At 57.8% G+C, this 24,450-nt stretch carries 24 protein-coding genes, 1 tRNA gene, 1 other RNA gene and 1 other annotated feature; of the genes, 25 read left to right on the top strand and 1 reads right to left on the bottom strand.

Annotation, left to right across the window (positions count from 1 at the left end):
* From hisG to NITLEN_RS02260, 13 genes are all read left to right on the top strand, one after another.
* Entirely contained in the window at positions 1-705 is a 705-nt protein-coding gene (hisG, locus tag NITLEN_RS02320; protein WP_121987963.1) for an ATP phosphoribosyltransferase, read from the top strand.
* Positions 702-1,985, top strand: a complete 1,284-nt coding sequence (gene hisD, locus NITLEN_RS02315) for a histidinol dehydrogenase (RefSeq protein WP_121987962.1) — start codon at positions 702-704, stop codon at positions 1,983-1,985. The genes hisG and hisD overlap by 4 nt, the downstream gene beginning before the upstream one ends.
* Complete coding sequence (hisB, locus tag NITLEN_RS02310) at positions 1,982-2,590, top strand: imidazoleglycerol-phosphate dehydratase HisB (RefSeq protein WP_121987961.1); 609 nt, start codon at positions 1,982-1,984, stop codon at positions 2,588-2,590. Before hisD ends, hisB begins: the two co-directional genes overlap by 4 nt.
* 141 nt (positions 2,591-2,731) lie before the next feature.
* The gene (hisH, locus tag NITLEN_RS02305; RefSeq protein ID WP_121987960.1) at positions 2,732-3,340 is read left to right on the top strand and encodes an imidazole glycerol phosphate synthase subunit HisH; all 609 of its coding nucleotides are present in this window, start codon (positions 2,732-2,734) and stop codon (positions 3,338-3,340) included.
* Complete coding sequence (locus tag NITLEN_RS02300) at positions 3,337-4,083, top strand: hypothetical protein (RefSeq protein ID WP_146216068.1); 747 nt, start codon at positions 3,337-3,339, stop codon at positions 4,081-4,083. Before hisH ends, NITLEN_RS02300 begins: the two co-directional genes overlap by 4 nt.
* Before the next feature lies 1 nt (position 4,084).
* Positions 4,085-4,813, top strand: coding sequence for a 1-(5-phosphoribosyl)-5-[(5-phosphoribosylamino)methylideneamino]imidazole-4-carboxamide isomerase (hisA, locus tag NITLEN_RS02295; protein ID WP_121987958.1), 729 nt, complete (start codon positions 4,085-4,087; stop codon positions 4,811-4,813).
* Positions 4,807-5,589, top strand: coding sequence for an imidazole glycerol phosphate synthase subunit HisF (hisF, locus tag NITLEN_RS02290; RefSeq protein ID WP_121987957.1), 783 nt, complete (start codon positions 4,807-4,809; stop codon positions 5,587-5,589). Before hisA ends, hisF begins: the two co-directional genes overlap by 7 nt.
* The gene (gene hisIE / locus NITLEN_RS02285) at positions 5,564-6,265 is read left to right on the top strand and encodes a bifunctional phosphoribosyl-AMP cyclohydrolase/phosphoribosyl-ATP diphosphatase HisIE (protein WP_245924365.1); all 702 of its coding nucleotides are present in this window, start codon (positions 5,564-5,566) and stop codon (positions 6,263-6,265) included. The genes hisF and hisIE overlap by 26 nt, the downstream gene beginning before the upstream one ends.
* Positions 6,266-6,279: 14 nt before the next feature.
* Positions 6,280-6,624, top strand: a complete 345-nt coding sequence (locus NITLEN_RS02280; RefSeq protein ID WP_121987956.1) for a histidine triad nucleotide-binding protein — start codon at positions 6,280-6,282, stop codon at positions 6,622-6,624.
* Positions 6,625-6,747: 123 nt separating this feature from the next.
* Positions 6,748-8,571: a DNA primase gene (gene dnaG, locus NITLEN_RS02275; RefSeq protein WP_121987955.1), complete on the top strand. Its 1,824-nt coding sequence runs from the start codon at positions 6,748-6,750 to the stop codon at positions 8,569-8,571.
* Between the two features lie 2 nt (positions 8,572-8,573).
* The gene (gene rpoD / locus NITLEN_RS02270; protein ID WP_121987954.1) at positions 8,574-10,403 is read left to right on the top strand and encodes an RNA polymerase sigma factor RpoD; all 1,830 of its coding nucleotides are present in this window, start codon (positions 8,574-8,576) and stop codon (positions 10,401-10,403) included.
* A gap of 108 nt (positions 10,404-10,511) precedes the next feature.
* Positions 10,512-10,588 (top strand) — tRNA-Ile (locus NITLEN_RS02265).
* A 64-nt stretch (positions 10,589-10,652) separates the two neighbouring features.
* Positions 10,653-11,429 carry a zinc ribbon domain-containing protein gene (locus NITLEN_RS02260; protein WP_121987953.1) on the top strand — a complete coding sequence of 259 codons (777 nt, stop codon included), beginning with the start codon at positions 10,653-10,655 and terminating at the stop codon, positions 11,427-11,429.
* Here NITLEN_RS02260 and rnhC read toward each other — a convergent pair.
* Positions 11,426-12,082 (bottom strand): ribonuclease HIII, encoded by a 657-nt coding sequence (gene rnhC / locus NITLEN_RS02255; protein WP_121987952.1) that lies wholly within the window; start codon positions 12,080-12,082, stop codon positions 11,426-11,428. The genes NITLEN_RS02260 and rnhC overlap by 4 nt on opposite strands.
* Positions 12,083-12,215: 133 nt before the next feature.
* Between rnhC and NITLEN_RS02250 the strand changes: the two genes are divergently transcribed.
* From NITLEN_RS02250 to NITLEN_RS02195, 12 genes are all read left to right on the top strand, one after another.
* On the top strand, positions 12,216-13,058 hold the full coding sequence (locus tag NITLEN_RS02250) for a M48 family metallopeptidase (protein WP_121987951.1): 843 nt from the start codon (positions 12,216-12,218) through the stop codon (positions 13,056-13,058).
* Positions 13,059-13,125: 67 nt separating this feature from the next.
* Positions 13,126-13,549: RNase P RNA component class A (gene rnpB, locus NITLEN_RS02245), an RNA gene on the top strand.
* A 233-nt stretch (positions 13,550-13,782) separates the two neighbouring features.
* A complete protein-coding gene (gene ilvB, locus NITLEN_RS02240; protein WP_121987950.1) occupies positions 13,783-15,558 on the top strand; it encodes a biosynthetic-type acetolactate synthase large subunit in 1,776 nt (591 codons plus the stop codon).
* An 11-nt stretch (positions 15,559-15,569) separates the two neighbouring features.
* Complete coding sequence (gene ilvN, locus NITLEN_RS02235) at positions 15,570-16,088, top strand: acetolactate synthase small subunit (protein WP_121987949.1); 519 nt, start codon at positions 15,570-15,572, stop codon at positions 16,086-16,088.
* A 59-nt stretch (positions 16,089-16,147) separates the two neighbouring features.
* Positions 16,148-17,161, top strand: a complete 1,014-nt coding sequence (ilvC, locus tag NITLEN_RS02230; RefSeq protein WP_121987948.1) for a ketol-acid reductoisomerase — start codon at positions 16,148-16,150, stop codon at positions 17,159-17,161.
* Between the two features lie 14 nt (positions 17,162-17,175).
* Positions 17,176-17,826: a phosphatidylserine decarboxylase family protein gene (locus tag NITLEN_RS02225; RefSeq protein ID WP_121987947.1), complete on the top strand. Its 651-nt coding sequence runs from the start codon at positions 17,176-17,178 to the stop codon at positions 17,824-17,826.
* Positions 17,823-18,626, top strand: a complete 804-nt coding sequence (gene pssA / locus NITLEN_RS02220) for a CDP-diacylglycerol--serine O-phosphatidyltransferase (protein WP_121987946.1) — start codon at positions 17,823-17,825, stop codon at positions 18,624-18,626. The genes NITLEN_RS02225 and pssA overlap by 4 nt, the downstream gene beginning before the upstream one ends.
* Positions 18,622-18,855: a binding site (T-box leader), on the top strand. It overlaps the preceding gene by 5 nt.
* 223 nt (positions 18,856-19,078) lie before the next feature.
* Positions 19,079-20,626, top strand: coding sequence for a 2-isopropylmalate synthase (locus tag NITLEN_RS02215; protein WP_121987945.1), 1,548 nt, complete (start codon positions 19,079-19,081; stop codon positions 20,624-20,626).
* Between the two features lie 84 nt (positions 20,627-20,710).
* Positions 20,711-21,073, top strand: coding sequence for a cupin domain-containing protein (locus NITLEN_RS02210; RefSeq protein WP_121987944.1), 363 nt, complete (start codon positions 20,711-20,713; stop codon positions 21,071-21,073).
* 36 nt (positions 21,074-21,109) lie between these two features.
* Positions 21,110-22,183: a 3-isopropylmalate dehydrogenase gene (leuB, locus tag NITLEN_RS02205; RefSeq protein WP_121987943.1), complete on the top strand. Its 1,074-nt coding sequence runs from the start codon at positions 21,110-21,112 to the stop codon at positions 22,181-22,183.
* Positions 22,184-22,195: 12 nt separating this feature from the next.
* Positions 22,196-23,398 (top strand): NHL domain-containing protein, encoded by a 1,203-nt coding sequence (locus NITLEN_RS02200; protein WP_121987942.1) that lies wholly within the window; start codon positions 22,196-22,198, stop codon positions 23,396-23,398.
* Positions 23,399-23,408: 10 nt separating this feature from the next.
* Entirely contained in the window at positions 23,409-24,431 is a 1,023-nt protein-coding gene (locus NITLEN_RS02195) for an aspartate-semialdehyde dehydrogenase (protein WP_121987941.1), read from the top strand.
* Positions 24,432-24,450 lie beyond the last annotated feature (19 nt).

The raw sequence follows: 24,450 nt of genomic DNA, 5'->3' as shown, positions 1-24,450 counted from the left end.
ATGCTGACGATTGCGCTATCGAAGGGAAAGCTGATCGAACCGACGTTGGAGCTGTTCCGCCGGGCCGGCTATGAAAGTGCCGGGTTGGTGGGGGAGAGCCGGCGGTTGATCTTTCCTTGTCCTGAGATCGACACCACCTTCCTGGTCGTGCGTCCGAGTGATGTCCCGACCTATGTCGAATACGGGGGAGCTGACGCCGGAATCGTCGGAAAAGACGTGCTGATGGAGCAGGATAGCGACGTCTACGAACCGTTGGATTTACTATTTGGAGCGTGTAGAATCTCGGTCGCTGCGCTCCGGGCCGAGGTCGCGTGCGATCGGCTTTCATCGAAGGTTCGCGTCGCGACGAAATATCCCCGGATCACCGAACGCTTTTTCAATCAGCGCGGGGTTCCGGTCGAGATCATCAAGCTGTACGGCTCCATTGAGTTAGCGCCGGTTGTGGGACTGGCAGACCGGATCGTCGACCTCGTCGAAACCGGAAGTACGCTCAAGGCGCACGATCTTGTCGAAGTGGATCTGATTGCCCAGTCGACCGCGCGCTTCATCGCGAATCGGGCCAGTCTCAAGCTCAAATATGCGCCACTGATGGATATGATTCGCCGCCTGCGGAAGGCCGTGGAGGCTACTCAGAAAGCGCCTTCGGCGCCCAGCAGCAAGTCAGGATCGAAACGAGCCTCCACCTCAGCGAAGGATCGCGCATGAAAATTCTCACGCAGGCTGATCGGTCGTTTGCCGCGACACTGAAGAAGGTTGCCTTGCGCGGAGCGGTGCAGAGCAGTGCGGTTGAAAAAACCGTCAGGACGATCCTCCAGGCGGTCCAACGCGGCGGAGATCGCGCCGTCTTGCGCTATACGAAACAGTTTGATCGGGTCGCGCTCAAGGCCGAGGCGCTCAGAGTCTCCCCCGAAGAAGTGAAAGAAGCCTATCACCATATCCGCAAAGACGAAGGCGATGCCCTGCGGTTTGCCGCGCAACGGGTCACTGCGTTTCACGAGCGCCAGCGCACGAAGACTTGGATGTATCAGGATGAGACCGCCACGTTAGGGCAGGTGGTCACGCCGGTGGATGCGGTGGGCGTCTATGTTCCAGGCGGGAAGGCGGTCTATCCCTCGTCCGTGCTCATGTGCGCCATTCCAGCCAAGGTCGCGGGTGTCGAGCGGATCGTGATGGTCACGCCCCCACAGAAAGGGCCCATCAATCCGTACTTGCTGGTGGCGGCGGACATTGCCGGAGTGACGGAGATCTATCGCGTCGGCGGCGTGCAAGCGGTTGCCGCGCTCGCCTATGGCACCAAGACGATTGCGAAGGTCGACAAGATTGTCGGGCCGGGAAATATCTACGTGGCAACGGCGAAGCGCTTGCTCTATGGGACGGTCGGGATCGACATGATCGCCGGACCAAGTGAATTGCTGGTCGTCGCCGATGAGGAGACGAACCCCGCTCATGTCGCGGCGGATCTGCTGTGTGAAGCCGAGCATGATGAAGATGCGCAAGTCTTCCTGGTGACGACGTCCGAGCGGTTGGCTAAAGATGTGTCGAAGCAGATTGAGCGTCAGCTGAAAGGGCTGCAGCGGGAAAAGATCGCCTCCAAGTCGATCGCGCGGCACGCGGTAGCCTTTGTGGTGACGACCATGGATGAGGCCATTGCAGTGGCGAATGAGATTGCCGCCGAGCATTTGACGCTCTCGGTGGACAATCCCTTCGACTACTTGGAGAAAATCCGCCACGCGGGAGCGCTCTTTCTGGGGCGGCATACCCCGCCGTCGGTAGCGGATTATATTGCCGGGCCGAATCACGTGTTGCCGACCGGCGGCTCCGCGCGGTTTTTCTCGGCCTTATCCGTCCATGACTATGTGAAGACCAGCAATATCGTGCATTACACGAAAGAGGAGCTGAGAAAGGTGAGAGACTATCTCGTGCGTCTCGCGCATATCGAAGGGTTCGATGCGCATGCCAAATCGGCGGAAAGCAGGTTCTCATGAAGAAGCGCGGATCGGCGGCGCGGCAGGCATCGATTCATCGCGCCACGAAAGAAACCGATATTTCCGTCGAATGGACGATCGATGGCAGCGGACAGGGCAAGATCGATACCGGTATCCGCTTTTTCGATCACATGCTGGAGCTGCTGGCAAAGCACGGCTTCTTCGACCTGGCGGTGAAAGCCAAGGGCGACATCGATATCGACGAGCATCACACGGTTGAAGATGTCGGGATTGTGATGGGCCAGGCGTTGCATCAAGCGTTGGGCGAGAAGGCGGGGATTAAGCGGTTCGGGTTTGCCTCTGCGCCACTCGACGAAACGCTCGCGCAGATCACGGTGGATCTCAGCGGCCGGCCGTATCTCGTCTACAACGTGGCCTTGCCGGATCGGAAGATCAAGGCCTTTGACCTCGGCCTGTTTGAAGATTTCTTTCAGGCCTTCGTGACGCATGGCGGATTGAATCTGCACGTGAATCTCATGTATGGCCGCAACCCGCACCACATCATGGAAGCCATTTTCAAAGGGTTGGCCAAAGCCCTCGATCAAGCGACCATGCCGGAAGAGCGGTTGGCGGGGAAAGTCCTGTCGACGAAGGGGATGCTGTAGGCTCGCGCGAATCCGTAGGCCGAACGGCGTGAAGGGGGCAGGCTGTGTAGAGCTTGCCCCCTTTTTATTTCCGGAGACAGGAGTGGCAGGTTGCCGCCGGTTGCGGTATTGTTACGACTTTCCAGGAGCTGCCAGAATTTCATGATTGCGATCATCGACTACGGCATGGGGAATTTGCGCAGTGTTCACAAGGCGTTTGAGGCTGTCGGCCATCACGCGGTGGTGACACGCGATGCGGGCGTGATCAAGAGTGCCAGCCATGTTGTGTTGCCCGGCGTCGGGGCCTTCGGCGACTGCATGGCCAATCTCGAACAGTATGGGCTGGTCGAGTCCGTTCACACGGCGATTCAATCGGGTAAACCGTTTCTGGGAATTTGTCTGGGGCTTCAACTGTTATTCACGGAAAGTGAAGAGTTTGGCCTGCACAAGGGCTTGGGCATTATCCCTGGCAAGGTGCGGAGGTTTGCCGCGGATCCCTCGTTGAAAGTTCCTCATATGGGTTGGAATCAAGTCACTGTGCAGCAGGCTTGCCCGGTGTTTGCCGGTATTCCGAACGGGTCTAATTGGTATTTCGTGCATTCGTATTTCGTCGAGCCGGTCGAGAAGCAGATTGCATCGACCACGACGACCTATGGGGTTCCTTTTGTCTCGAGCATTTGGAAGGACAACGTGGTGGCCTGCCAGTTTCACCCTGAGAAGAGCCAGGCCGTTGGTCTGCAACTGATCAAAAATTTCGGGGCCTGGATGTGAGCGTCGCGACTCCTCATATGCTGCGGATAGGCTTGGTGTGCCTGGCCGGCACTGCCCTGGCAGTGGTCGGGTGCAGCGGCTCGAAGGTCACGACGAAGGCGGCGAATGAGTTGCCGAGGTATCAGGTGAAGACCATGGCCTTCGTTCCGTTCACGACGATCGCCACGCCGCAGGTCCGTGATCAGGGAGACCTGATCATGTCGACGCCGCAAAGCGTCCGCCGGTCGGATATTTCTATCGAGGTCCCGTCTAACGTGGAGCATGTACCCCGGCAGACTGTCCGTGTACCGGCTGTTGCGGCAGAGAAGGTGGCGCAGCTCTTTTGGACCCGACTTCGGCATCGTACCGGAGTCACGGTCTTGTCGCCGAGTGACACCAGAAAGGCGATGGCGTCGCTTGGTGGGGATCCGCTGAAGACTACGCCGGAACTGGCGGCGGCGGCCGTAGCCAGAAAACTGACACAGGACGCCGCTCTCATCGGGGAAGTGCTGGTCTATCAGGAGCGAGTGGGCAGCCGGATGGGCGCCAGTCCCGCTGCGGCTGTCGGATTTGAGGTGAAGGTAATTGCGGCTGATGGACAAGTGTTATGGGTCGGCAATTACTATGAGCGCCAACGGCCGATGATCGAAGACTTCATGGGTTTCATTCATCGCTGGGCATTTGTCACGGCGGACGAGTTGGCGGTGTATGGTGTGGATGAAGTGTTGAAAGAATTTCCATTCGGAGCAGGGGGAGAGAAGTAACGTGCTTGTGATTCCAGCCATCGATTTGAAAGACGGACGTTGCGTGCGCTTGCGCCAGGGCGATATGGCCGCAGAGACGGTGTATTCGGAGGATGTGCCGGCGGTCGCTCGGAAGTGGCAACAGGGCGGGGCCGGCCTTATTCATGTCGTTGATTTGAACGGCGCGGTCGATGGGGAGCCCCGGAATCTCCCGCAGATCGAAGCGGTGATGAAGACGGTGAGTGTGAAGGTGCAAGTCGGCGGAGGCATTCGCACGATCGAGACGGTCCGGCGCTATCTCAATGCCGGCGTGTCGCGCGTGGTGCTCGGGACCGCCGCGCTCACGGATCGCGCGTTTCTTGAACAAGCCTGCCGTGAATTTCCTCGGCGCATTCTGCTCGGACTCGATGCGCGTGACGGCAAGGTGGCGGTGAAGGGCTGGACGGCCGTCTCGGACACGAAGGCGATCGATCTGCTTAAAGATCTTGCCGGGCTCGCGATTAGCGCGGTGATCTATACTGACATTTCGCGCGATGGCATGCTGAGCGGGCCCAATATTCCCGCGTTGCAAGAAGTGGTCGCTCACTCAGCGTTTCCCGTCATTGCCTCGGGCGGCATCACGCGTGTGGAGGATCTGCAAGCCGTTCATGCGTTCGGCCCTCGAATCGAAGGCGCGATCGTCGGCAAGGCGCTGTATGACGGGAAGCTGGATTATGCGGCAGCGGTCGCAGCCGTGAGCGCGCGATGCTGACGAAGCGCATCATTCCTTGCCTCGATGTGAAAGACGGCCGGGTGGTGAAGGGCGTCAGTTTCGTCAATCTGCGAGATGCGGGCGATCCGGTAGAAGTGGCGACGGTCTATGATCGCGAAGGGGCAGACGAGCTGTGTTTTCTTGATATCACCGCGTCGCATGAAAATCGAAAGACCATTATCGACGTGGTCGAGCAAACCGCCGCGCGCGTGTTCATGCCCGTCACGGTCGGCGGCGGAGTTCGGACACTCGAGGATATCCGCGCCTTGCTCAACGCCGGCGCCGATAAGGTGAGCATTAATACGGCAGCGGTCCAGCAGCCGGAATTTGTGCGAGAGGCGGCGCAGAAATTTGGGACTCAGTGTATCGTCGTTGCGATCGATGCAAAGCGGAGCGCCCTGCCCGGTCGCTGGGAAGTCTTTACGCATGGCGGGCGCAAGTCCACTGGGCTCGATGCGGTAGAGTGGGCGAAGCGGATGGAAACCTACGGGGCAGGCGAAATCTTGCTGACGAGCATGGATCAAGACGGCCAGCAAAGCGGCTATGATCTGGGTCTGACAGCGGCAGTATCAGAAACCGTCTCGATTCCCGTGATCGCTTCAGGCGGAGTGGGAACCCTGGATCATCTCTATGACGGGTTCACGAAGGGGAAGGCTGACGCGGTACTGGCGGCCTCGATTTTTCACTTTCGGACGTATACGATTCCGCAGGCTAAAGAATATTTGCGTGAGAAAGGCGTGCCGATGCGGCTTGATCAAGCTGCCTCAGTTGCGTGACATCATGGGACCAGGCGACAGTGCACAGTTGTTAAAGTTCGATGAGCAAGGATTGATTCCCGCCGTTGTGCAGGACTGGCTGGACGGAACGGTCTTGATGGTCGGCTATATGAACCAGGAGGCGCTGAATCAAACCGTGGCCACTAAAACGGTTCACTTCTGGAGCCGGTCGCGCCAGAAGCTTTGGGAGAAGGGTGAGACATCCGGGAACAAGCTTCATGTGAAATCCCTTTTTGTGGATTGTGATCTCGATACCATCCTGGTGAAGGCCCAACCGGTCGGGCCGACTTGTCACACCGGAGCGCGGGCCTGCTTTTTTACGTCCATGGACGAGTCGGGTGCAGTGGGCGTCGGTAAAGCCGGCGAGGCCGCGGGCGGCATTCTCGAGGCGGTGCTGCGGACGATCGAGACACGTCGTGCCAATCCCCAGCCGGGGTCCTACACGACGAAGCTTTTTGAGGGCGGGCACGACAAGATTCTCAAAAAGGTGGCGGAAGAAGCTGGTGAAGTGCTGCTGGCGTCCAAGGGCGGAAAGAAAGAGGAGATCGTCTACGAGATCGCCGATCTGTTTTTTCATACGCTCATGGTCTTGGGCTACCATGACATTCCTCTGTCCGTGATTTATCAAGAATTGGCGACGCGTTTCGGGAAGTCCGGTCTCAGGACGGAACAATAGCCAGGGAGGGCACGGTGAGTACCTGCATTTTTTGCCGTATCGTCGATGGCAGCATTCCCGCAAAGGTGGTGCATGAGGACGAGCATACATTGGCGTTCGATGATGTCAGCCCTCAAGCGCCTGTCCATACACTGGTGATTCCCAAGCGGCATGTCGCAGCAGTGCAAGATCTCGGCGAGTCCGATCAAGCGTTACTGGGCCGATTGCTCCTGACCTGTCGAAAGGTCGCTGCAGACAAGGGGTTGGCCGAGCCGGGCTATCGTATTGTGGCCAATACGGGGCGTGATGGAGGGCAAACTGTTTTTCATCTGCATTTTCACGTGCTTGGCGGTCGCCACCTCGGCTGGCCTCCAGGCTAGCCGGCCGCTCTCATAATTGACAGGGTTTCAAGCGGTCTGATACCCTGACCAGTCAAATTTTCTGATCATTTTCAGGCTAGCTCGTCGGTCGACCATGACGGGTGCAAAGGAGCCAGGACTCTCGTGGGCCGAGGCCTGATTTCTGACGACATCATTAACCAGATTCGGGACCGGGTCGATATCGCGGATATCGTCGGTCATCATGTCTCGCTCACCAGAGCGGGACAGAATCTGAAGGGGTTGTGTCCGTTCCATCAGGAAAAAAGTCCGTCGTTTACGGTGAGCCCGTCACGGCAGATTTTTCATTGTTTTGGCTGCGGGGCCGGCGGCAATGTGTTCTCATTTTTGACGCGGATTACGGGAGTCAGTTTCCCGGAAGCGGTGCGTGATCTCGGCCGTAAGGTCGGTATCGAGGTGCAAGAGTCGGCCGGGTTCAATCCGCAGGCCGCTCAGTTCGGTCGCATTGAACAGGTAAATCAAGCCGCGTCTTCGTGGTTTCACAAGAACCTTCAGGCTGCACAAGCCGGTGGGCCTGCGAGGAACTATCTTGCGGAACGGGGCATTGAGCCGGCCACGATCACGCGTTTTGCCATCGGTGTGGCGTTGGGAGAATGGGAAGGGTTGATCAAGGCATTGACGCATCAAGGGTTTACGGCCGGCGATTTGGCGGCGGCGGGGTTGACCATTGCGCGTGAGCAAGCAGGGAAAGGGGCCACAGGTTTCTATGATCGATTCCGCGCTCGCGTCATGTTTCCAATCGTCGATTTGCGCAAACGCGTGGTGGGATTCGGTGGACGGACGCTCGGAGACGGCACACCCAAATATTTGAATTCCCCCGATACGCCGTTATTCAAGAAGGGGCAGACGCTGTTTGCCTTCGATCAGGCGCGCGAAGCGATCGCCCGAACGAAGACCGTGATCGTGGTAGAAGGCTATTTCGATGCCATTGCCTTGCATCAGGCTGGGATCACCCATACGGTGGCAACTCTTGGTACGGCGCTGACGGCGGAACATATTCAAGCCCTCCGGCGGTTCGCGACGAATGTGGTGTTGTTGTTCGATCCGGATGCCGCCGGTGTGCGAGCGGCGTTGCGGGGGTTGGATTTGTTTGTAAACAGCGGCCTCGGGGTCAAGGTGGTGACGTTGCCGGATGGAGACGATCCCGACACCTATGTTCGGAAAGCCGGAGCAGAGGCATTTGCGCGGCTCGAAGCGGCGGCTCCGAGCCTGTTAGATTACGCGTTGGAACATAGTGTGAAAGAGGCCGAGTCCGGATCGCTCGAAGGTCGAATCCGCAGCGTGGATGAAATCTTGCGCATTCTTCAGAAGAGCGAGCATCCAATTGAACGGGAAGAACGGTTGCGCGTGGTTGCGGAGCGCTTGGGCATCAATCAGCAGCGATTGATTGAACGATATCCGGCGTTGATTGCGGAGCAGCGGAAAACTGCCGGCTCACCGGCCCCGTCACCGAAACCCGTACCGGTTTTCAAAGGCGTTCCCGAGGAGCGGGATCTCGCGTTTTTGTTGTTGCAGGGGAAATTATCTCCGGCGGATATTCGACGGTTGAACCCGGAACTGTTTTCAATTCCCGCCTGTCAAAAATTGGTGGAATGTGCCCTGGCGCATCTAGGGGCGGACGGTCGTGTTGAAGTACGCGCGTTCCTGGATGCGGCGATGGAAGATCCCGACTGTGGATCGTTGGCTACCGAGTTCTCGCTGCGGGACGATCATTTCGACGATCTCTCGGAACATATCAAGGGGTGTCTCGATCAACTGGATCGGAAACGTTCCGAGGCGGCCATGCGCGAGCTCATCTCGCGCCTCAAAGGGGCTGAGCGTGAAGGACGTTGGGAAGATGTGCAGGCGATCAATCTGCAGGTGAATGAATTGCAAATGCGGAAAGCCGGCACGCCAGTCGCCGGCACAGTCTCATTGGTGAAGGAGTAGTTATGGCGAAGCAAGAGTTGCTCGGCGAGGTGAAGAAACTCATTACGATGGGGAAGGAAAAAGGCTTCCTGACCTACGATGAGCTGAATAACACCCTGCCGGCGGAGGTGGTCTCCTCCGACCAGTTCGGCAGCATCATGACGATGTTCGGCGAATTGGACATTGAGATTGTGGATGCGCCGGACGGCGAGCGGGCCCAGAAGCGCACGGAGCGGGGCGAGGCCGCCGACGATGCGGAGGAAGCGGAGACCGAGGCTGAGTCGGAGTCAGAGGAAGAAAACGAAAAGCCGATCGATCTCACGCCAGGCGCCTTGAGCCGCACAGATGACCCGGTTCGCCTGTATCTGAAGGAAATGGGCAGCGTGGCCTTGTTGAGCCGCGAAGGGGAAATCGAGATCGCCAAGCGGATCGAAGAAGGAAAGAAAGAAGTGGCGTCGGTGATCTATGGCTTGCCGATGACCATCGAGTTCGTGCTGGCTCTGCGCGATCAGTTGAAGGATGCGAAGATCGATGTCCGCGAGATCGTGCCGGTAAAGGAAACCGAAGAAGAGCTTGAAGAAGAGCAGCAGCCGGTCGAACGGGACTATGAAGAGCTGCGCGTGAAGACGCTGGAGGCATTGAACACGGTCCGGAAGGTTTCGCTCTCGCTGAAGGCCCTGGTTGAGAAAGAAAAATCAATCGGGAGCGATCAGGCGAAACAAAAGCAATATAAGAAACAGTTCGATCTGGCCCGCCAGCAGGTGGTCGATAAAATTGAATCCGTGAATCTGCACGGTGTGTTGAAGGATCGCATGGTGCAGCGGGTGCGCGATTTGGCCGTACAGTTCCGCATGGCCGAGCGGGAAGTCGCCAGCTGTCAGCGGCGGATTGGAATCGGCGGCGAGGCCGGCGCCGAGCAGCTCAGGAAAATGTGCCGGACGAGACCGGATTTTCTGGCCGTCAGACGAAAGGCCGGAGTGTCCGAGGAGACCCTGTCGGACATCAAGAAAATCTATCAGGCGGCGAAGGCACGGATCAAACAACTGGAAACGGAAGAGTCTTTGGTGCCGGCGGATGAAATCAAAGATGCCGTGAAGCATCTGGATGTCGCCGAGGACAAGGTCAAGCGCGGGAAGGCGGAACTGGTCGAGGCCAATCTGCGTCTCGTGGTGAGCATCGCGAAGAAGTATACCAACAGAGGATTGCAGTTTCTGGATCTTATCCAGGAGGGCAATATCGGTCTGATGAAGGCCGTGGATAAGTTCGAGTATCAGCGCGGGTACAAGTTCAGCACCTACGCGACCTGGTGGATCCGGCAGGCCATCACTCGGGCCATCGCCGATCAAGCGCGCACGATCCGTATTCCGGTGCATATGATCGAAACGATCAACAAGCTGATCCGGACATCACGCCATTTGGTCCAGAAGCTGGGCCGTGAGCCATTGCCGGAGGAGATCGCCGAGCGGATGGACTTGCCGCTCGATAAGGTCCGGAAGATCCTCAAGATCGCGCGTGAGCCGATTTCTTTGGAGACGCCGATCGGGGAAGAAGAAGATAGTCATTTGGGTGACTTCATCGAAGATAAAAAGGCAGTCTCCCCGCTGGAAGCCGCGATTCGCTATGATTTGCAACGCCAGATTAATAGTGCGCTGGAAACCCTGACCCCGCGAGAAGAAAAAGTCTTGCGGAAGCGGTTTGGGATCGGCGAAGCCACCGACCACACGCTGGAAGAAGTCGGGCAGGATTTTGAAGTGACTCGTGAGCGTATTCGGCAAATCGAAGCCAAAGCGTTGCGCAAGCTGCGACACCCAAGTCGGAGCAAGAAGCTGCGGAGCTTTGTCGAAAGCGTATAAAGCAAGGCTGTTCGTGGGCCATTTGACTCTATTGGGAGGCGCAGCCTAGAATCATCCGACCTGTGTCGGGTGAGCAGAGAAGTGAGTGCATCGCCGGTTCACCCGATCGGGCCCATAGCTCAGGTGGTTAGAGCGGCTGACTCATAATCAGCTGGTCCTAGGTTCAAGTCCTAGTGGGCCCACCACATCTGATATGGGCCCCATCGCGCCTCGAGGTGTGTCACTACGAATGTCGTGTTAAGGAGTCCGTTGAGCCAGAAACTTTCTCCCCTGCTCGCCCTGCAAAAATTGGATCTCCGCATTCTGGAGATTACGGAACAACGCCGAAAAATCCCTGAGCGGTTGAATATCGCCGAAGCGCCGCTTCGCGAGGATACGCAGTTGCTGGCCGACGCGAAGACGGGGGTTGACGCGCTGGTGAAGGAACGGCGGACGCACGAAAAAGATCTTGAAGTGCACGAAACGCAGACCGAGAAAATGAAGTCGCACGCGTCCGGCTTGAAGACCAACAAGGAATATCAAGCGCACTTGTTCGAAATTGAATTGGCGAATAAGAAGCGTGGGGAGTTTGAAGAAAAGATCTTGGTTTCCATGGACAAGATCGACCAGCTGCAAGGCACGATCAAAGAGCTGCAGGAGAAAGTGACGGCGGCGCAGGCCGTGTTTGCCAAGGAAAAGTCCGTGCTTGATGCCGCGGACAAAGAGCTCGCCGCGGAATTGGCGCAGCTGGAGGCTCGGCAGCGCGAGGCGGCGAAGCAGATCGACCCAAACTTGCTCGCGCGCTACACACACATCAAGCTATCTAGAAAAGATGGAGCGGTCGCCGCCGTGCGTGAAGGGATGTGCGCCGGGTGCCGACTCCAAATCCCACCGCAGCTGATTGCGCAAGTCCGGCGATCCGACGATCTCCACGTGTGTCCCTATTGCCGTCGAATGCTCTACTGGGAAGGCGAGATTCCGACCGAATCCGCTTCGGCATTGAGTGTGGCCAGGAAGAACGATCTGGAAGTCGGCGAGTCGGTTTAGGTAAGCCCTGCCAGGATGGTTTGGGTGGTCTTGAAGTGTAGCTTTGCGACGTGTTCCAGTCGCTCCTGCCCGTGTTTCTTCATCACCATTCGAGCGGCCAGTTCCACCGTGGATGATGCCCCCTTCGGGAGCGTTGTGCCGACCTCATCAGACAGCCGTGTGAGTCGGATCAAAAACTCTGCGCGTGCGAGGATCGAAGCCGCAGCAACGGCCATGTCCGACTCAGCTTTCGGTCGCTGTTCCAGTACGATCATGCGGCCTTTGGCTTGGAGCGCGTCCAGGATCAGCCGTTCATCCCCGAATTGATCCGCAATCGCCCGACCGCACGGCACCTTGTCGAGCAGATTTTCCAGGGCGCGGGCATGGCCCCAGGCTAACAAGCGATTCAAGTTCTTAATTTTCGCATACAGCTCATTATATTTCTGCGGGCCGATCGCGACGATGCTGTGGGGACAGATCGTTTTGATGTCCGGCGCCATCTCAAGGATCCGACCGTCCGAGATCTTTTTGCTGTCCCGCACCCGCATGAGGGCAAGTTCGCTTTGGGTGACGGCATCCACAAAGACGGCGGCGACAACGAGCGGGCCGAAGTAGTCGCCTTTCCCCGATTCGTCGAGGCCGATGCGCTCGACTGATGTATGGGTAGCTGCCACGGCATACTCCCGGTAGAAATATTATCTAGGGCGCGGTAATCTAGCGAATTGAAGCAGGGGCGGTCAATTGAACCACTTGCCCAATCGATGAGTGATGCCTGAGGGAGACCCTATGAGAGCCAGGATATGGAATATGCGATCGGTTGTGATGGGAGTGTTGCTGGGCACGCTGTTGGGGATCGGCGGGTGTGAAACCAATCCTTATACAGGTCGGCATCAGTTGCTCATGTCTTCGGTAGACGAGGAAATGCAGATGGGCGCGCAGGCGTACAGCCAGGTGAAGAGCGATCCGAAGATGCACCAGTCTCAAGATCCGCGTGAGATCGAGCCGGTGAAGCGTGTGGCGGCGCGGATTATTGAAGCCGCGAAACGGTCGAAATATGGAGAGATGGCACAGCAGTTTCAATGGGAAGTCACGGTGATTAAGGATGATAAAACCTTGAACGCATTCGCACTGCCTGGTGGGAAAATTGCCGTCTATACCGGAATCTTTTCGGTTGCCAAAACGGAGGCCGGCCTTGCGGCGGTCATGGGCCATGAAGTTGTGCATGCATTGGCGCGCCACGGGGCGGAGCGAATGAGTCAAGGGCAATTGACGAACGCCGCTTTGCAGGTAGCGGGAGCCGCAGCCAGTGCCAATGGCGGTGGAGGCGTGATGTCACAGGCGGCGATGGCCGCGCTGGGGGTCGGCGCGCAGGTCGGGGTGTTGTTGCCGTTTAGCCGGAAACATGAGTCGGAGGCGGACTATATCGGCATTCTTCTGGCGGCTGATGCGGGCTACGATCCCCGTGAGTCTATTCACTTGTGGGAGCGGATGGCACAGTTGTCCGGCGGCGGCGGTCCGGCCGAATTTATGTCTACCCATCCTGGGCACGAGACGCGCATTGAACAGTTGAAAAAATGGATGCCAGAAGCCATGGCCATCTACCAAACGCGGCAGCCGGTTCCAGCAGTACTCTTACCCGTGGCGCCATAGCGGACAAGCTATTGAGGTATCGCCCTTGAAAGCCGGGGGCGCCAGCCCTATAGTACAAGGGCGCGAGAGAGGAGACTGGGTGATCGCTCGGCACCTTGTGTGCCGGGAGGAAAGTCCGGACTCCATGGGCGGGGCGCTGGGTAATTCCCAGGCGGAGCAATCCGACACCTGCACCACAGAAAACAAACCGCCGATGGCCAAGGCGACGGGATCCCATCTAGTCGCTACGGATCAGGTAAGGGTGAAACGGCGGGGTAAGAGCCCACCGCGGGGATGGTGACATCGCCGGCACGGTAAGCGTCGCCCGGTGCAAGGCCAAATAGGAAGACACGTGCGGCGTTCGCAAGGACGCGGCACAACGATTGGCCCGGTCGAGGTCTTCGGGTAGGTCGCTCGAGGTTCGGGGTAACTCGAATCCCAGAGAAATGATCACCTAGGCATGAACTCCGGTTCGTGCGGGACAGAATCCGGCTTATAGGTTTCCTCGCTCGCGCTTTTTTCATTCTGAGCGGTGCTTCACTGATTCTACCCCGTCGTGCTGATGGGGCGATGGCCCTGGCGGCTCTTGACCCTCATCTGGCGTGGTGTTAGGATCTCGCATTCTTTCCTATTGATATTGCACAAATTTCCGTGTGGATTGGCCAGAGGTTCCAGGATGGCCATTTCGTGAAGGGTTGCACGTTCTTGAAAACAGGACTCCGGGCATCCGGGGGAGGGAAACGATATGAAGCTCAACGGGTCTGAGATATTAATCGAGTGTCTCAAGCGGGAGGGGGTCAAAACGATCTTCGCGCTTCCCGGTGGCGTGGTCCTCAAGATTTTCGACATGCTGCACCAGCAGAAAGACCTAGATGTTATCTTGACGCGGCACGAACAGGGTGCCGGCCACATGGCCGAGGGCTATGCCAAGGCGACGGGGAAAGCGGGCGTGTGTCTGGTGACGTCCGGTCCCGGTATGACCAATGTCATTACCGCCTTGGCGGATGCGTATATGGACTCCGTTCCGTTGGTCTGTTTCAGCGGCCAGGTGCCCACGAGCCTGATCGGCAACGATGCGTTTCAGGAGGCGGACAATATCGGATTGAGCCGTCCGTGCACGAAATACAACTTCCTCGTGAAGGACGTCAACGATCTCGCAATGACCATCAAAGAGGCGTTCTACATTGCGACGACCGGACGCCCCGGTCCCGTCCTTGTGGATATTCCCAAAGACGTGTCGATGGCCACAACGGAATTTGTCTACCCCACCTCCGTCTCAATTCGCGGGTATAACCCCACGTACGACGGCAACAAGTGGCAGATCAAGCAGGCGGCCGAAGCCATCATGAAGGCCAAGAAGCCGATTCTCTACGTCGGCGGCGGCGTCGTGTTTTCAGGTGCCTCTGCCGAGTTGATCGAGCTGGCGGAATTGACGCAGATCCCGGTCGATATGACCCTCATGGGTCTCGGAGCATTCCCGGGAGAGCACCAGTTGTCCTTGGGGATGCTGGGCATGCACGGCACCTATCAGGCCAATATGGCGATGCATTACTCCGATCTCGTCATTGCGATCGGGGCGCGTTTCGATGACCGGGTTACGGGAAAGGTCTCGGAGTTCTGCCCCCATGCCAAGGTCATTCATGTCGATATCGATCCGACCTCTATCCGGAAGAACATCCATGTGGATATTCCGATCGTCGGTGACTGCAAGACCGTCTTACGCGAGTTGAATCAGATTCTTCGCGCGTCAGTCAACGGAGAACAGAAGGAACTCCGGAAACCCTGGTGGAAGCAAATTCGTGAATGGGAAGCCGCCCACCCGCTGTCGTATCAGCAGGATGCGGAGGGACCAATCAAGCCGCAGTACGTGGTGAAGCGTCTGTACGAACTCACCAAGGACCGTGATCCGATTGTTTCAACCGATGTGGGGCAGCATCAGATGTGGGCCGCGCAATATTTTAAGCTGGCCAAGCCGAATCGCTGGTTGACGTCCGGTGGATTGGGAACTATGGGTTTTGGTTTTCCCGCGGCAATGGGCGCGCAGGCGGCGTTTCCTGGACGGCTGGTGCTCTGTATTGCGGGCGACGGCAGCATTCAGATGAATATGCAGGAGATGGCCACGGCGGTGGTGAATAAGCTGCCCGTGAAGATCATTATCCTGAACAACCGGTTCCATGGCATGGTGCGGCAGTGGCAGGATTTGTTCTACCAGGGCCGCTATGCATCCAGCGATCTTGAGAATACCCCGGACTTTGTGAAGTTGGCGGAAGCCTATGGGGCCGTCGGTCTGCGGGCGAACAAGGTCGGGGATCTTGATGCGGTGCTCAAGGAAGCCATTGCGGTGAATGGGCCGGTGATTGTGGATGTGCCGACGTATCGGTTTGAAAATGTATATCCGATGATTCCGGCCGGCGGGTGTAACCACGAGATGATTTTGGAGGATCCGCCGGAGTTGAAAACAAAGCAGGCGGGCGCATCCAAAGTCACGCCGGACGGTAACGATACCGTTCTGACCGCGTAGGGTATTCGAATATGGAACACATTATTTCCGTTACGGTCGAAAATAAATTCGGGGTGTTGTCCCGCGTCGCCGGGCTGTTTAGCGGCCGAGGGTTCAATATCGAGAGTTTGTCGGTGGCGCCGACGTTGGATCCTTCGATGTCGCAGATGACGATTGTGACGTCGGGCGACGATCGCATCATCGAGCAGATCGTGAAGCATCTCAATAAGCTCATCGATGTGATCAAAGTCGTTGATTTGAACGAGAGCGAGTTCGTGTCGCGCGAGACGGCGTTGATCAAGGTGCATACCAAGGCCGAAGATCGGGCAGAGGCGCTGAGAATCGCGGATATTTTTCGGGCCAACGTCATCGACTCGACGCCGGGGACCTATACGATCGAAGTCACCGGGGATCCGAAAAAGATCGAAGCGATCATCAATCTGTTGCAGCCGCTCGGAATTAAGGAATTGACTCGAACCGGGCGAGTGGCTGTAGCGCGGGAGCCGATTCGAGCCAGTGCAGTGCAGCCCAAGAAGGTGGCGCGCGAATAGTTTGGAGTTCACGCAGGTAGGATTTATTTCTGAAACAGGGCGTTCCTGAGGAGTGGATGATGAAGATTTATTACGACAAAGATGCCGACATTCAGCAGATTCGCAATAAGAAGGTCGCCGTGATCGGCTATGGCAGCCAGGGGCATGCGCATGCCCTCAATATGAAGGAGAGCGGCGTCACGGTGGTGATCGGTGCGCGTGAAGGTGCTTCGTGGAAGAAGGCGGAGCAGAGCGGACTCAAAGTCATGCCGGTCGCCGATGCCGTCAAGGCCTCCGATGTGGTGATGATCCTGGCGCCCGATGAAATGCAGGGTGCGATCTATCGCCAGGATATTGCGCCGAACCTGAAGCCCGGTTCCTACCTCGCATTCGGGCACGGGTTCAACATTCATTTCGGCCAGATTGTTCCTCCGGCGAACATCAATGTGTTTATGGTTGCGCCCAAAGGGCCTGGGCATTTGGTGCGGTCGGAGTACACCAAGGGGAGCGGCGTGCCTTGTTTGCTCGCTGTTCACCAGGATCCGAGCGGGACGACGCGGCAGGTGGGATTGGCTTATGCGAGTGCCGTCGGCGGCGGGCGCGCCGGCATCATCGAAACCAATTTCCGTGAAGAGACGGAAACTGATCTGTTCGGTGAGCAGGCCGTGTTGTGCGGCGGGCTGACGTCGTTGATCCAGGCGGGCTATGAAACATTGACGGAAGCCGGGTATTCGCCCGAGATGGCCTATTTTGAATGTCTCCATGAGGTCAAGTTGATCGTCGATCTGATCTATCAGGGCGGTATCGCCAACATGCGGTACTCGATCAGCACCACGGCCAAGTACGGCGATATCACCCGTGGGCCTCGTGTAGTGACCGAGCAGACGAAGCAGGAAATGAAGAAGATTCTCGGCGAAATTCAGACCGGTCAGTTTGCCAAAGAGTGGGTGCTTGAGAATCAAGCCAATCGGCCTGTCTACAACGCGCTGCTCGCGAAAGGCGAGGCGCATCCTATCGAGGCCGTCGGGGCCAAGCTCCGGGCGATGATGCCCTGGCTGAAGAAAGATCAGCTGGTCGACAAGACCAAAAATTAGAAGGGGCGACCCCTGTGGCTGATCGTGCCGTCGGTGTCCCGTTTGCCAAGGAGGGATTTCCCTTCATCGGAGCGGCAGCGGGCGCTACACTATTGACTGGATGGTTCGGGTGGACGCCGGTTGCCGTGCTGGCGGCCGGACTCACGCTGTTCGTGGCGTGGTTTTTTCGCAATCCCGCGCGAGTGATTCCGCAAGGACCAGGGCTGATCGTGGCACCCGGCGATGGGAAAGTCATCGCCATTGAAGAAGAGTTTGAGCCGCGCTATCTCAAGGAGCGCAGTCTTCGGGTCACGATTTTCCTGAACGTATTCGATGTGCACATCAATCGGATTCCCTGTGAAGGGGTCATTGAAGAGGTGCAGTATCAGCCGGGTCTTTTTCTGGTCGCCAGTAAGCCGGAGGCGACGATCAAGAACGAACAGAACGCCGTGATGATCAAAACCGTCAGCGGTGCCAAGGTCTTGTGTGTGCAGGTGGCGGGACTCATTGCCAGGCGGATTGTCTGCTGGGTGTCTCCCCAAGAGCGGGCAACGCTGGGAGAGCGGTTTGGGTTAATCCGGTTTGGGTCGCGGATGGACACGTTTCTTCCCATCGGCACGAAGTTGAGAGTGGCCGTGGGAGATCGAGTGAAAGGCGGATCCACCATCTTGGGAGACCTGCGATGAAGGGACAGGGCTTGCGACACAGCTTGGGGAAGGAAGCACGGAAGCGCCAGGCCATGCATCTGATTCCCAATCTCTTCACGACGGGGAATCTGTTTTGCGGTGTCTACGCGATCCTGTCCGTCTTCAACGCCAATTATATCGCCGCCGCGATTGCCATTTTAGTCGCGATGATTTTTGATGTGCTTGACGGAAAATCCGCTCGTCTGACCAACAGCACAAGTCATTTTGGATTGGAGTACGACTCTCTGTCCGACGTGGTGTCGTTCGGAGTCGCTCCGGGTCTGCTGATTTATTCCTGGGCGCTGAGTGGCCAAGGCATGTTCGGCGTGGCCGTGATGTTCGCCTATGTGGCGATGGGAGCGGTGCGGCTCGCGCGTTTCAATTCAACGGTCGCGCTGGCTGACAGCAAGTACTTCACCGGGTTGGCGATTCCCGCAGCTGCCGGGGTGATCGCGTCGTTGGTCATTCTCGACCATCATATTGTGCGAATGGGCACGGAAGTGAAACCGCTTTTAGTGCTGGTCATTACGCTCGCGCTCTCGTTCCTCATGGTCAGTACCGTGAAGTACCGCAGCTTTAAGGATTTGAAGTTCAAAGGCCGTCAGCAGATTACCTATCTCGTCTGGGGCATTCTTGCGCTCATGATGATCGCGGCTTGGCCAGAAGTGATGTTGTTTGTGGTGTTTTCCGGCTATGCGTTGATGGGGCCGACGGAGCGACTATTCTGGCTGGCGGCAAAAACGGTTGGGAAGAAACCTCTTTCCAAGTCCGATCAGCCTGTGATAGAAACCAAATCGTAAGGCGACGACGAGGAGTAGTACGCGAACCTCACAGATTCGAGAGAGCCGGCGGGTGGTGCAAGCCGGTCTGTGTATCGCCGAACTCGCCTCCGAGCCGAATCCGTGAACCTCGAGTAATGGATTCCGCTTCGCCCTCGTAAGGGGCCAATGAAGGGTGATGGATGACCACAGGTCATTCGTTGCCGAACCAGGGTGGTACCACGAAGCGCACGAAGCCTTCGTCCCTGACCGTAATGGGGGGCGAAGGCTTTTTCTATTTAAGGCTGACGAACAAGCTCCCCTGCAGCGTTCTCGATCGTCGACCCCTTCGGTGTACTGCGGAAGTACGCCTCCGGGATTGTCGTCCATGTGGCCTTGTCCGTGGAACGGCGCGTCACGGCGCGCCGGGGTTGGGCGGGTGAGCCCGGTGGTCTGTTTGAGCATCCTGATGGAGGCGTGAAGGAGGAGAAACCATGGAACGGATGATTCGTATTTTCGATACAACGTTGCGCGACGGGGAGCAATCGCCCGGCGCCAGCATGAACGTGGAAGAGAAAGTCATGGTGGCGAAGCAGCTGGCGCGGCTCGGCGTCGATATCATCGAGGCCGGGTTCGCCTACAGCTCACCCGGTGATTTTGAAGCGGTCCGCAGAATTGCATTGGAGGTCGAAGGGCCGACGGTCTGTAGTCTCGCGCGGGCTCGTCCGGAAGACATCGACCGGGCCTGGGAAGCGCTCAAGGGCGCGCCGAAGGCCAGGATTCACACGTTCCTCTCGACGTCCGACATCCATCTGAAGCATCAGTTCAGGATGACGCGAGAGGAAGCCAAGAAGCGCGCGGTCGAGATGGTGCAGCGCGCGCGGAGCTATATGCCTGACGTGGAATTCTCCTTGATGGATGCAAGCCGCTCGGACCAGTCCTATGTCTATGAGGTGATTGAAGCGGTGATTGCCGCCGGAGCAGGGACAATCAACATTCCCGATACGGTGGGCTATGCCGTGCCACAAGAGTTCGGCGCGTTGATCAAAGGGATTTTCGACAAAGTGCCCAATGCCAAGCAGGCGGTGATTTCGGTCCATTGCCACAACGATTTGGGTGTCGCCGTTGCGAACAGTTTGGCGGCGATCGTTAACGGGGCTGGTCAGGTGGAGTGTACGATCAACGGGATCGGCGAACGGGCCGGCAACACGTCGTTGGAAGAAATCGTCATGGGACTCAGGACCCGGAAGGACTTTTATCGCGCCGATACGGGCATCCGGACGGAAGAGATCGCCAAGACGAGCCGGTTAGTCAGTAAGATTACCGGGATGGTCGTGCAGCCGAATAAGGCGATCGTCGGTGCGAATGCGTTTGCGCACACGTCCGGTATTCACCAGGATGGGTTGTTGAAGGATAAGACCACCTACGAAATCATGCGGCCGGAATCGATCGGGTTGATCGAGAGCAAGATGGTCATGGGCAAGTTGTCCGGGCGTCATGCATTCCGGCAGCGGTTGGAAGATTTGGGGTACAAGCTCAGCGATGAAGAGCTCAACCATGCGTTTGAGCGTTTCAAAAAGCTGGCGGATCAGAAGAAGGAAATTTTCGAGGAAGATTTGGAAGTGATCGTGTCGGAAGAGCTGGCCAAGATGACGGAGCGGATTGTGTTGAAGTCATTCCATGTCGAAAGCGGCACGAACCTCGTGCCGACGGCGACGGTGGAGCTGCACATTGACGGTCAGGTGATTACGGAATCAGGCACCGGCGACGGGCCGGTCGATGCGGTCTATCGGACGATTGCTGCGATCACGAAGACGAAGAGTAAGCTGTTGATGTTCGGCGTCAATGCCATTACGGGCGGGACCGACGCGCAGGGTGAAGTCTCCGTGCGCGTGGAAGAGGATGGCCGCACGGTCTCAGGGCATGGGGCGGATACAGATATCATCATGGCCGCGGCCCGGGCGTACCTCAATGCGCTGAATCGGCTCGCGTATATGGCCTCGAAACAGGCAGAGGGGGAGCAGAAAGTCCGCTTGATTTGACCGTTCTCGCCACGCTAGAGTGACGGCCCCTGGTGTCCGCACGTGGCGGTTAGCCTAGTTGCGGACAGGTTGGGGCGGTCTCCCATGCTCAAGCGCACTCTCTTGGAATGCCCGGAATTTCTTGCCGGAGACCATACGGCTCTTCGCGAACTGTTGCATCCGGCCAAACAGCCGGTGCAGCTGGGCTATAGTCTTGCGCATGGCCGGTTGGCTCCCGGACGGCGGTCCAAGTGGCACAAGCTGACGTCGTCAGAGGTGTACTACTTTATCGGACGGCAGGGACGGTTCAGTATCGGGAGCGAGACGGAGCTCGTCGAAGGCGGATCGATTGTGTACGTGCCGCCTGGAGAGAATCAGTCGCTCGAAAACATCGGTATGACGGACATTGAATTTTTGTGTCTGGTTGATCCGGCCTGGCGAATTGAAGATGAGCAGGTCACGGAGTAGCGAATCCAGTTTGTTCTCAGGAAGGAGTGGCGTCACGTGAAAGCGAAGATTGCAGTCTTGGCGGGTGATGGAGTCGGGCGCGAGATCGTTCCCGAAGCGGTCAAGGTATTGCAGGCCATCGGGGAAAAGTATCAGCACACATTTGAATTCACCTCGGCCGACATCGGCGGGCAGGCGATCGACAAAGTGGGTGTGCCGCTGCCGCAAGAGACATTGGCCTTGGCCAAGCAAAGCGACGCGGTCTTGCTGGGCGCCGTCGGTGGCCCCAAATGGGAAGGGTTGGAGTATAGCCTTCGTCCCGAGCGGGCACTACTCGGTATCCGTGAAGCCTTGGGCCTCTATGCCAATTTACGTCCGGCCAAGGTGTATCCCAACCTGGTGGATGCTTCGACGTTGAAGCGAGAAGTGATTGAAGGGATCGATATTCTTGTCGTGCGTGAACTGACCGGTGGCATCTATTTCGGGAAACCGAAGGGGATTGAAAAGCTGCCGAACGGTGAAGAGCGCGGGGTGAACACGGAAGTCTATACGACCGAAGAGATTCGCCGGATCGGCAAGGTGGCCTTCGAAGCGGCGCGCAAGCGGCGGAAAAAAGTCACGTCGGTCGATAAGGCGAATGTGCTGGAGTCGTCCGAATTATGGCGCCGAGTGATGATCGAGGTGCAGAAGAGTTATCCGGACGTCGAATTGCATCATATCTATGTCGACAATGCCGCGATGCAGCTGGTCCGCAATCCGCGCCAGTTCGATGTCATGGTGTGCAACAATATTTTCGGTGACATTCTCAGCGATGAAGCGGCCATGCTGACCGGATCGATCGGCATGTTGCCGTCGGCCAGTATCGGCGCCAAGGTCGGATTGTTTGAGCCGATTCATGGCAGCGCTCCGGATATCGCAGGCAAGAACATTGCGAATCCCATCGCGACGATCGCCTCCGCGGGCATGATGTTGTCCTACGCGTTCAAACTCGAGAAGGAAGCCGAGGCGATCGAGCAGGCCATCGTCAAAACGCTCGATATGGGGTACCGCACCAAGGACATTCAGGGTCCGGACACCAGAGTCGTCGGCACGACCGAAATGGGCGATGCCATTTTACGCAATTTGAACTGAGGCGGAGTGCGCATGGCGACCCTCTTTACATCCGGGACTCTTGCGACACGGGCCGGCATCGGCGAGCCTGGGTTCAGCGGCGACGGCAGGCTGGCGTTGCAGGCGTGCTTAAATGAGCCGAAGGGCCTGGCAATCGATAGCCAAGGGAATCTCTTTATCGCGGACTCTGAAAACCACGTCGTGAGGCGGGTGGATCGCGTCACCGGTCTGATTTCTACGGTGGTCGGCTGTGCATCTGAAGAAGTCGCGCCGGCTTCTCAATCAAGCAGTGGCGATGTGGCCCCTGAGGAAGATGTTGATCCCTTCGCCGAGGCGAGCCAGAAGACGACCGAGCAGTTTACCCAACAGACGGATCTAAGCGGGACGGTGCGGTATCTCGTCGGGGCAGCGGCGCCCAAACGGTACGGGGGAGATGGTGGGCCTGCCACTGAGGCGTTGCTGAACTTTCCCACAGCCGTCGCCGTCGATGCGCAGGGCCACCTCTACATTGCCGATACCATGAACCATCGGGTGCGCCGGGTGGATGCTCAGACCGGGATCATCACGACCATTGCCGGCACCGGGCAGGCACGGTTCTTCGGAGACGGCGGGCCGGCCGATCATGCGGCGCTCAACGAACCGGCCGCCTTGGCCGTCGATGCGCAGGGGCAGCTGTATATCGCCGATCAGAGTAATAACCGTGTGCGGGCCGTCGACCTGAAGACCGGGATGATCCGCACCGTTGCAGGAATGGGATCGGCGGCCTACGATGGAGACGGCAAGCCGGCGGCAGAATCAAGCCTTGCCGGGCCCAGCGGGTTAGCCGTTGCAGCGGGGACGCTCTATATTGCCGATACGTTCAATAGTCGTATCCGATCCGTCGATCTTGCCACCGGTATGATTGCGACGGCGGTCGGTGACGGGGGAAGCTATCGCTATCAGTCGCCCGAGGATCCGCCGTCTTCAAGCGTCTCCAGGCCGTCAGGAATTGCGCTGGATCGAGATGGTAATCTGTTCCTGACGGATTCGGACAGCCACTTGATTCGCCGATGGGAGCGTGCGACGGGTCTCTTGACGCGCATGGCCGGTACCGGATCCGCTTCATCCGCCGGTGACGGTGGGACGGCATTGGAGGCAGGCCTGTGTTATCCCTTCGGTATTGTCACGGATGGCGAGCGGACACTCTTGATCGCGGACACCTTTAACCACCGTATTCGTGCCCTCTCGCTGGAATAGGATCCTGCACATGCTTAAGAAAAAGTCAGCCTATACTATAGCCATTCTCGGGGCGACCGGCGCGGTCGGCAAAGAGAGTCTGGAGATTCTCGAAGAGCGGAACTTCCCGCTGGCCGGACTCCGGTTGTTCGCGTCGAAACGCTCAGCCGGTGAGGTCATGACCTGCCAGGGCAAGGAGTGGACGGTCGAAGAATTGACCGAGTCCTCTTCTTTTGCCGGCGTCGATTTCGCCTTCATCTCCGCGACGGACTCCATCAGTAAGGAGTATGGTCCCCGGTTGGGTGCGGCCGGAGTCGTGGTCATCGACGACAGCGGGGTCTTTCGGATGGATCCCCAAGTGCCGCTGGTAGTGCCGGAAGTGAATGCTTCGGCGTTGCGATCGTTGCCCCGGGGAATTGTGTCTATTCCCAATTGTACGACGACTCCTCTGGTGATGGCGCTCAAGCCGCTCCACGATGCGGTAGGGGTGAAGCGCGTGGTGGTGACGACGTTTCAATCGGTATCAGGAACCGGCGCCGCCGCGATGGACGAATTGCTGGACCAGACGAGGGCGTTGATGGCCTTTCGTGACGTGAAGGCGGAAGTCTATCCCTACCAGATTGCCTTCAATCTGTTGCCGCATATCGGTTCATTTTCAGAGGGCGGCGAGTGCTCTGAAGAGATCAAGATCGTCAGGGAAACGAGAAAGATTCTGGATGCGCCGACGATGCGGGTGACTTCCACCACTGTGCGAGTGCCGGTGTTGCGCTGTCATTCCGAGTCCATCAATGTGGAGTTGGAGAAGCCGTTGACTCCTAATGAGGCTCGTGCGGCGTTGGCGGCGATGCCGGGGGTGTTGGTCTACGATGACCCGTTGAAGAAACTCTATCCTATGCCGCTGGATGCGACGGGGAAAGACGAAGTCTATGTCGGTCGCATCCGTGAAGATGCTTCGGTGACGAACGGACTCAACCTGTGGGTCGTGTCCGACAATCTTCGAAAAGGCGCGGCTTTGAACGCCGTTCAAATTGCCGAATCCCTGGTGCGGGGCTGATGAGTGGTCTGTGGGTTGC

It is taken from the genome of Nitrospira lenta (assembly GCF_900403705.1).
Taxonomy (GTDB): Bacteria; Nitrospirota; Nitrospiria; order Nitrospirales; family Nitrospiraceae; genus Nitrospira_D; species Nitrospira_D lenta.
Note: the sequence above shows the minus strand (reverse complement) of the source record. Positions and strands in the feature narration are given on the sequence as shown.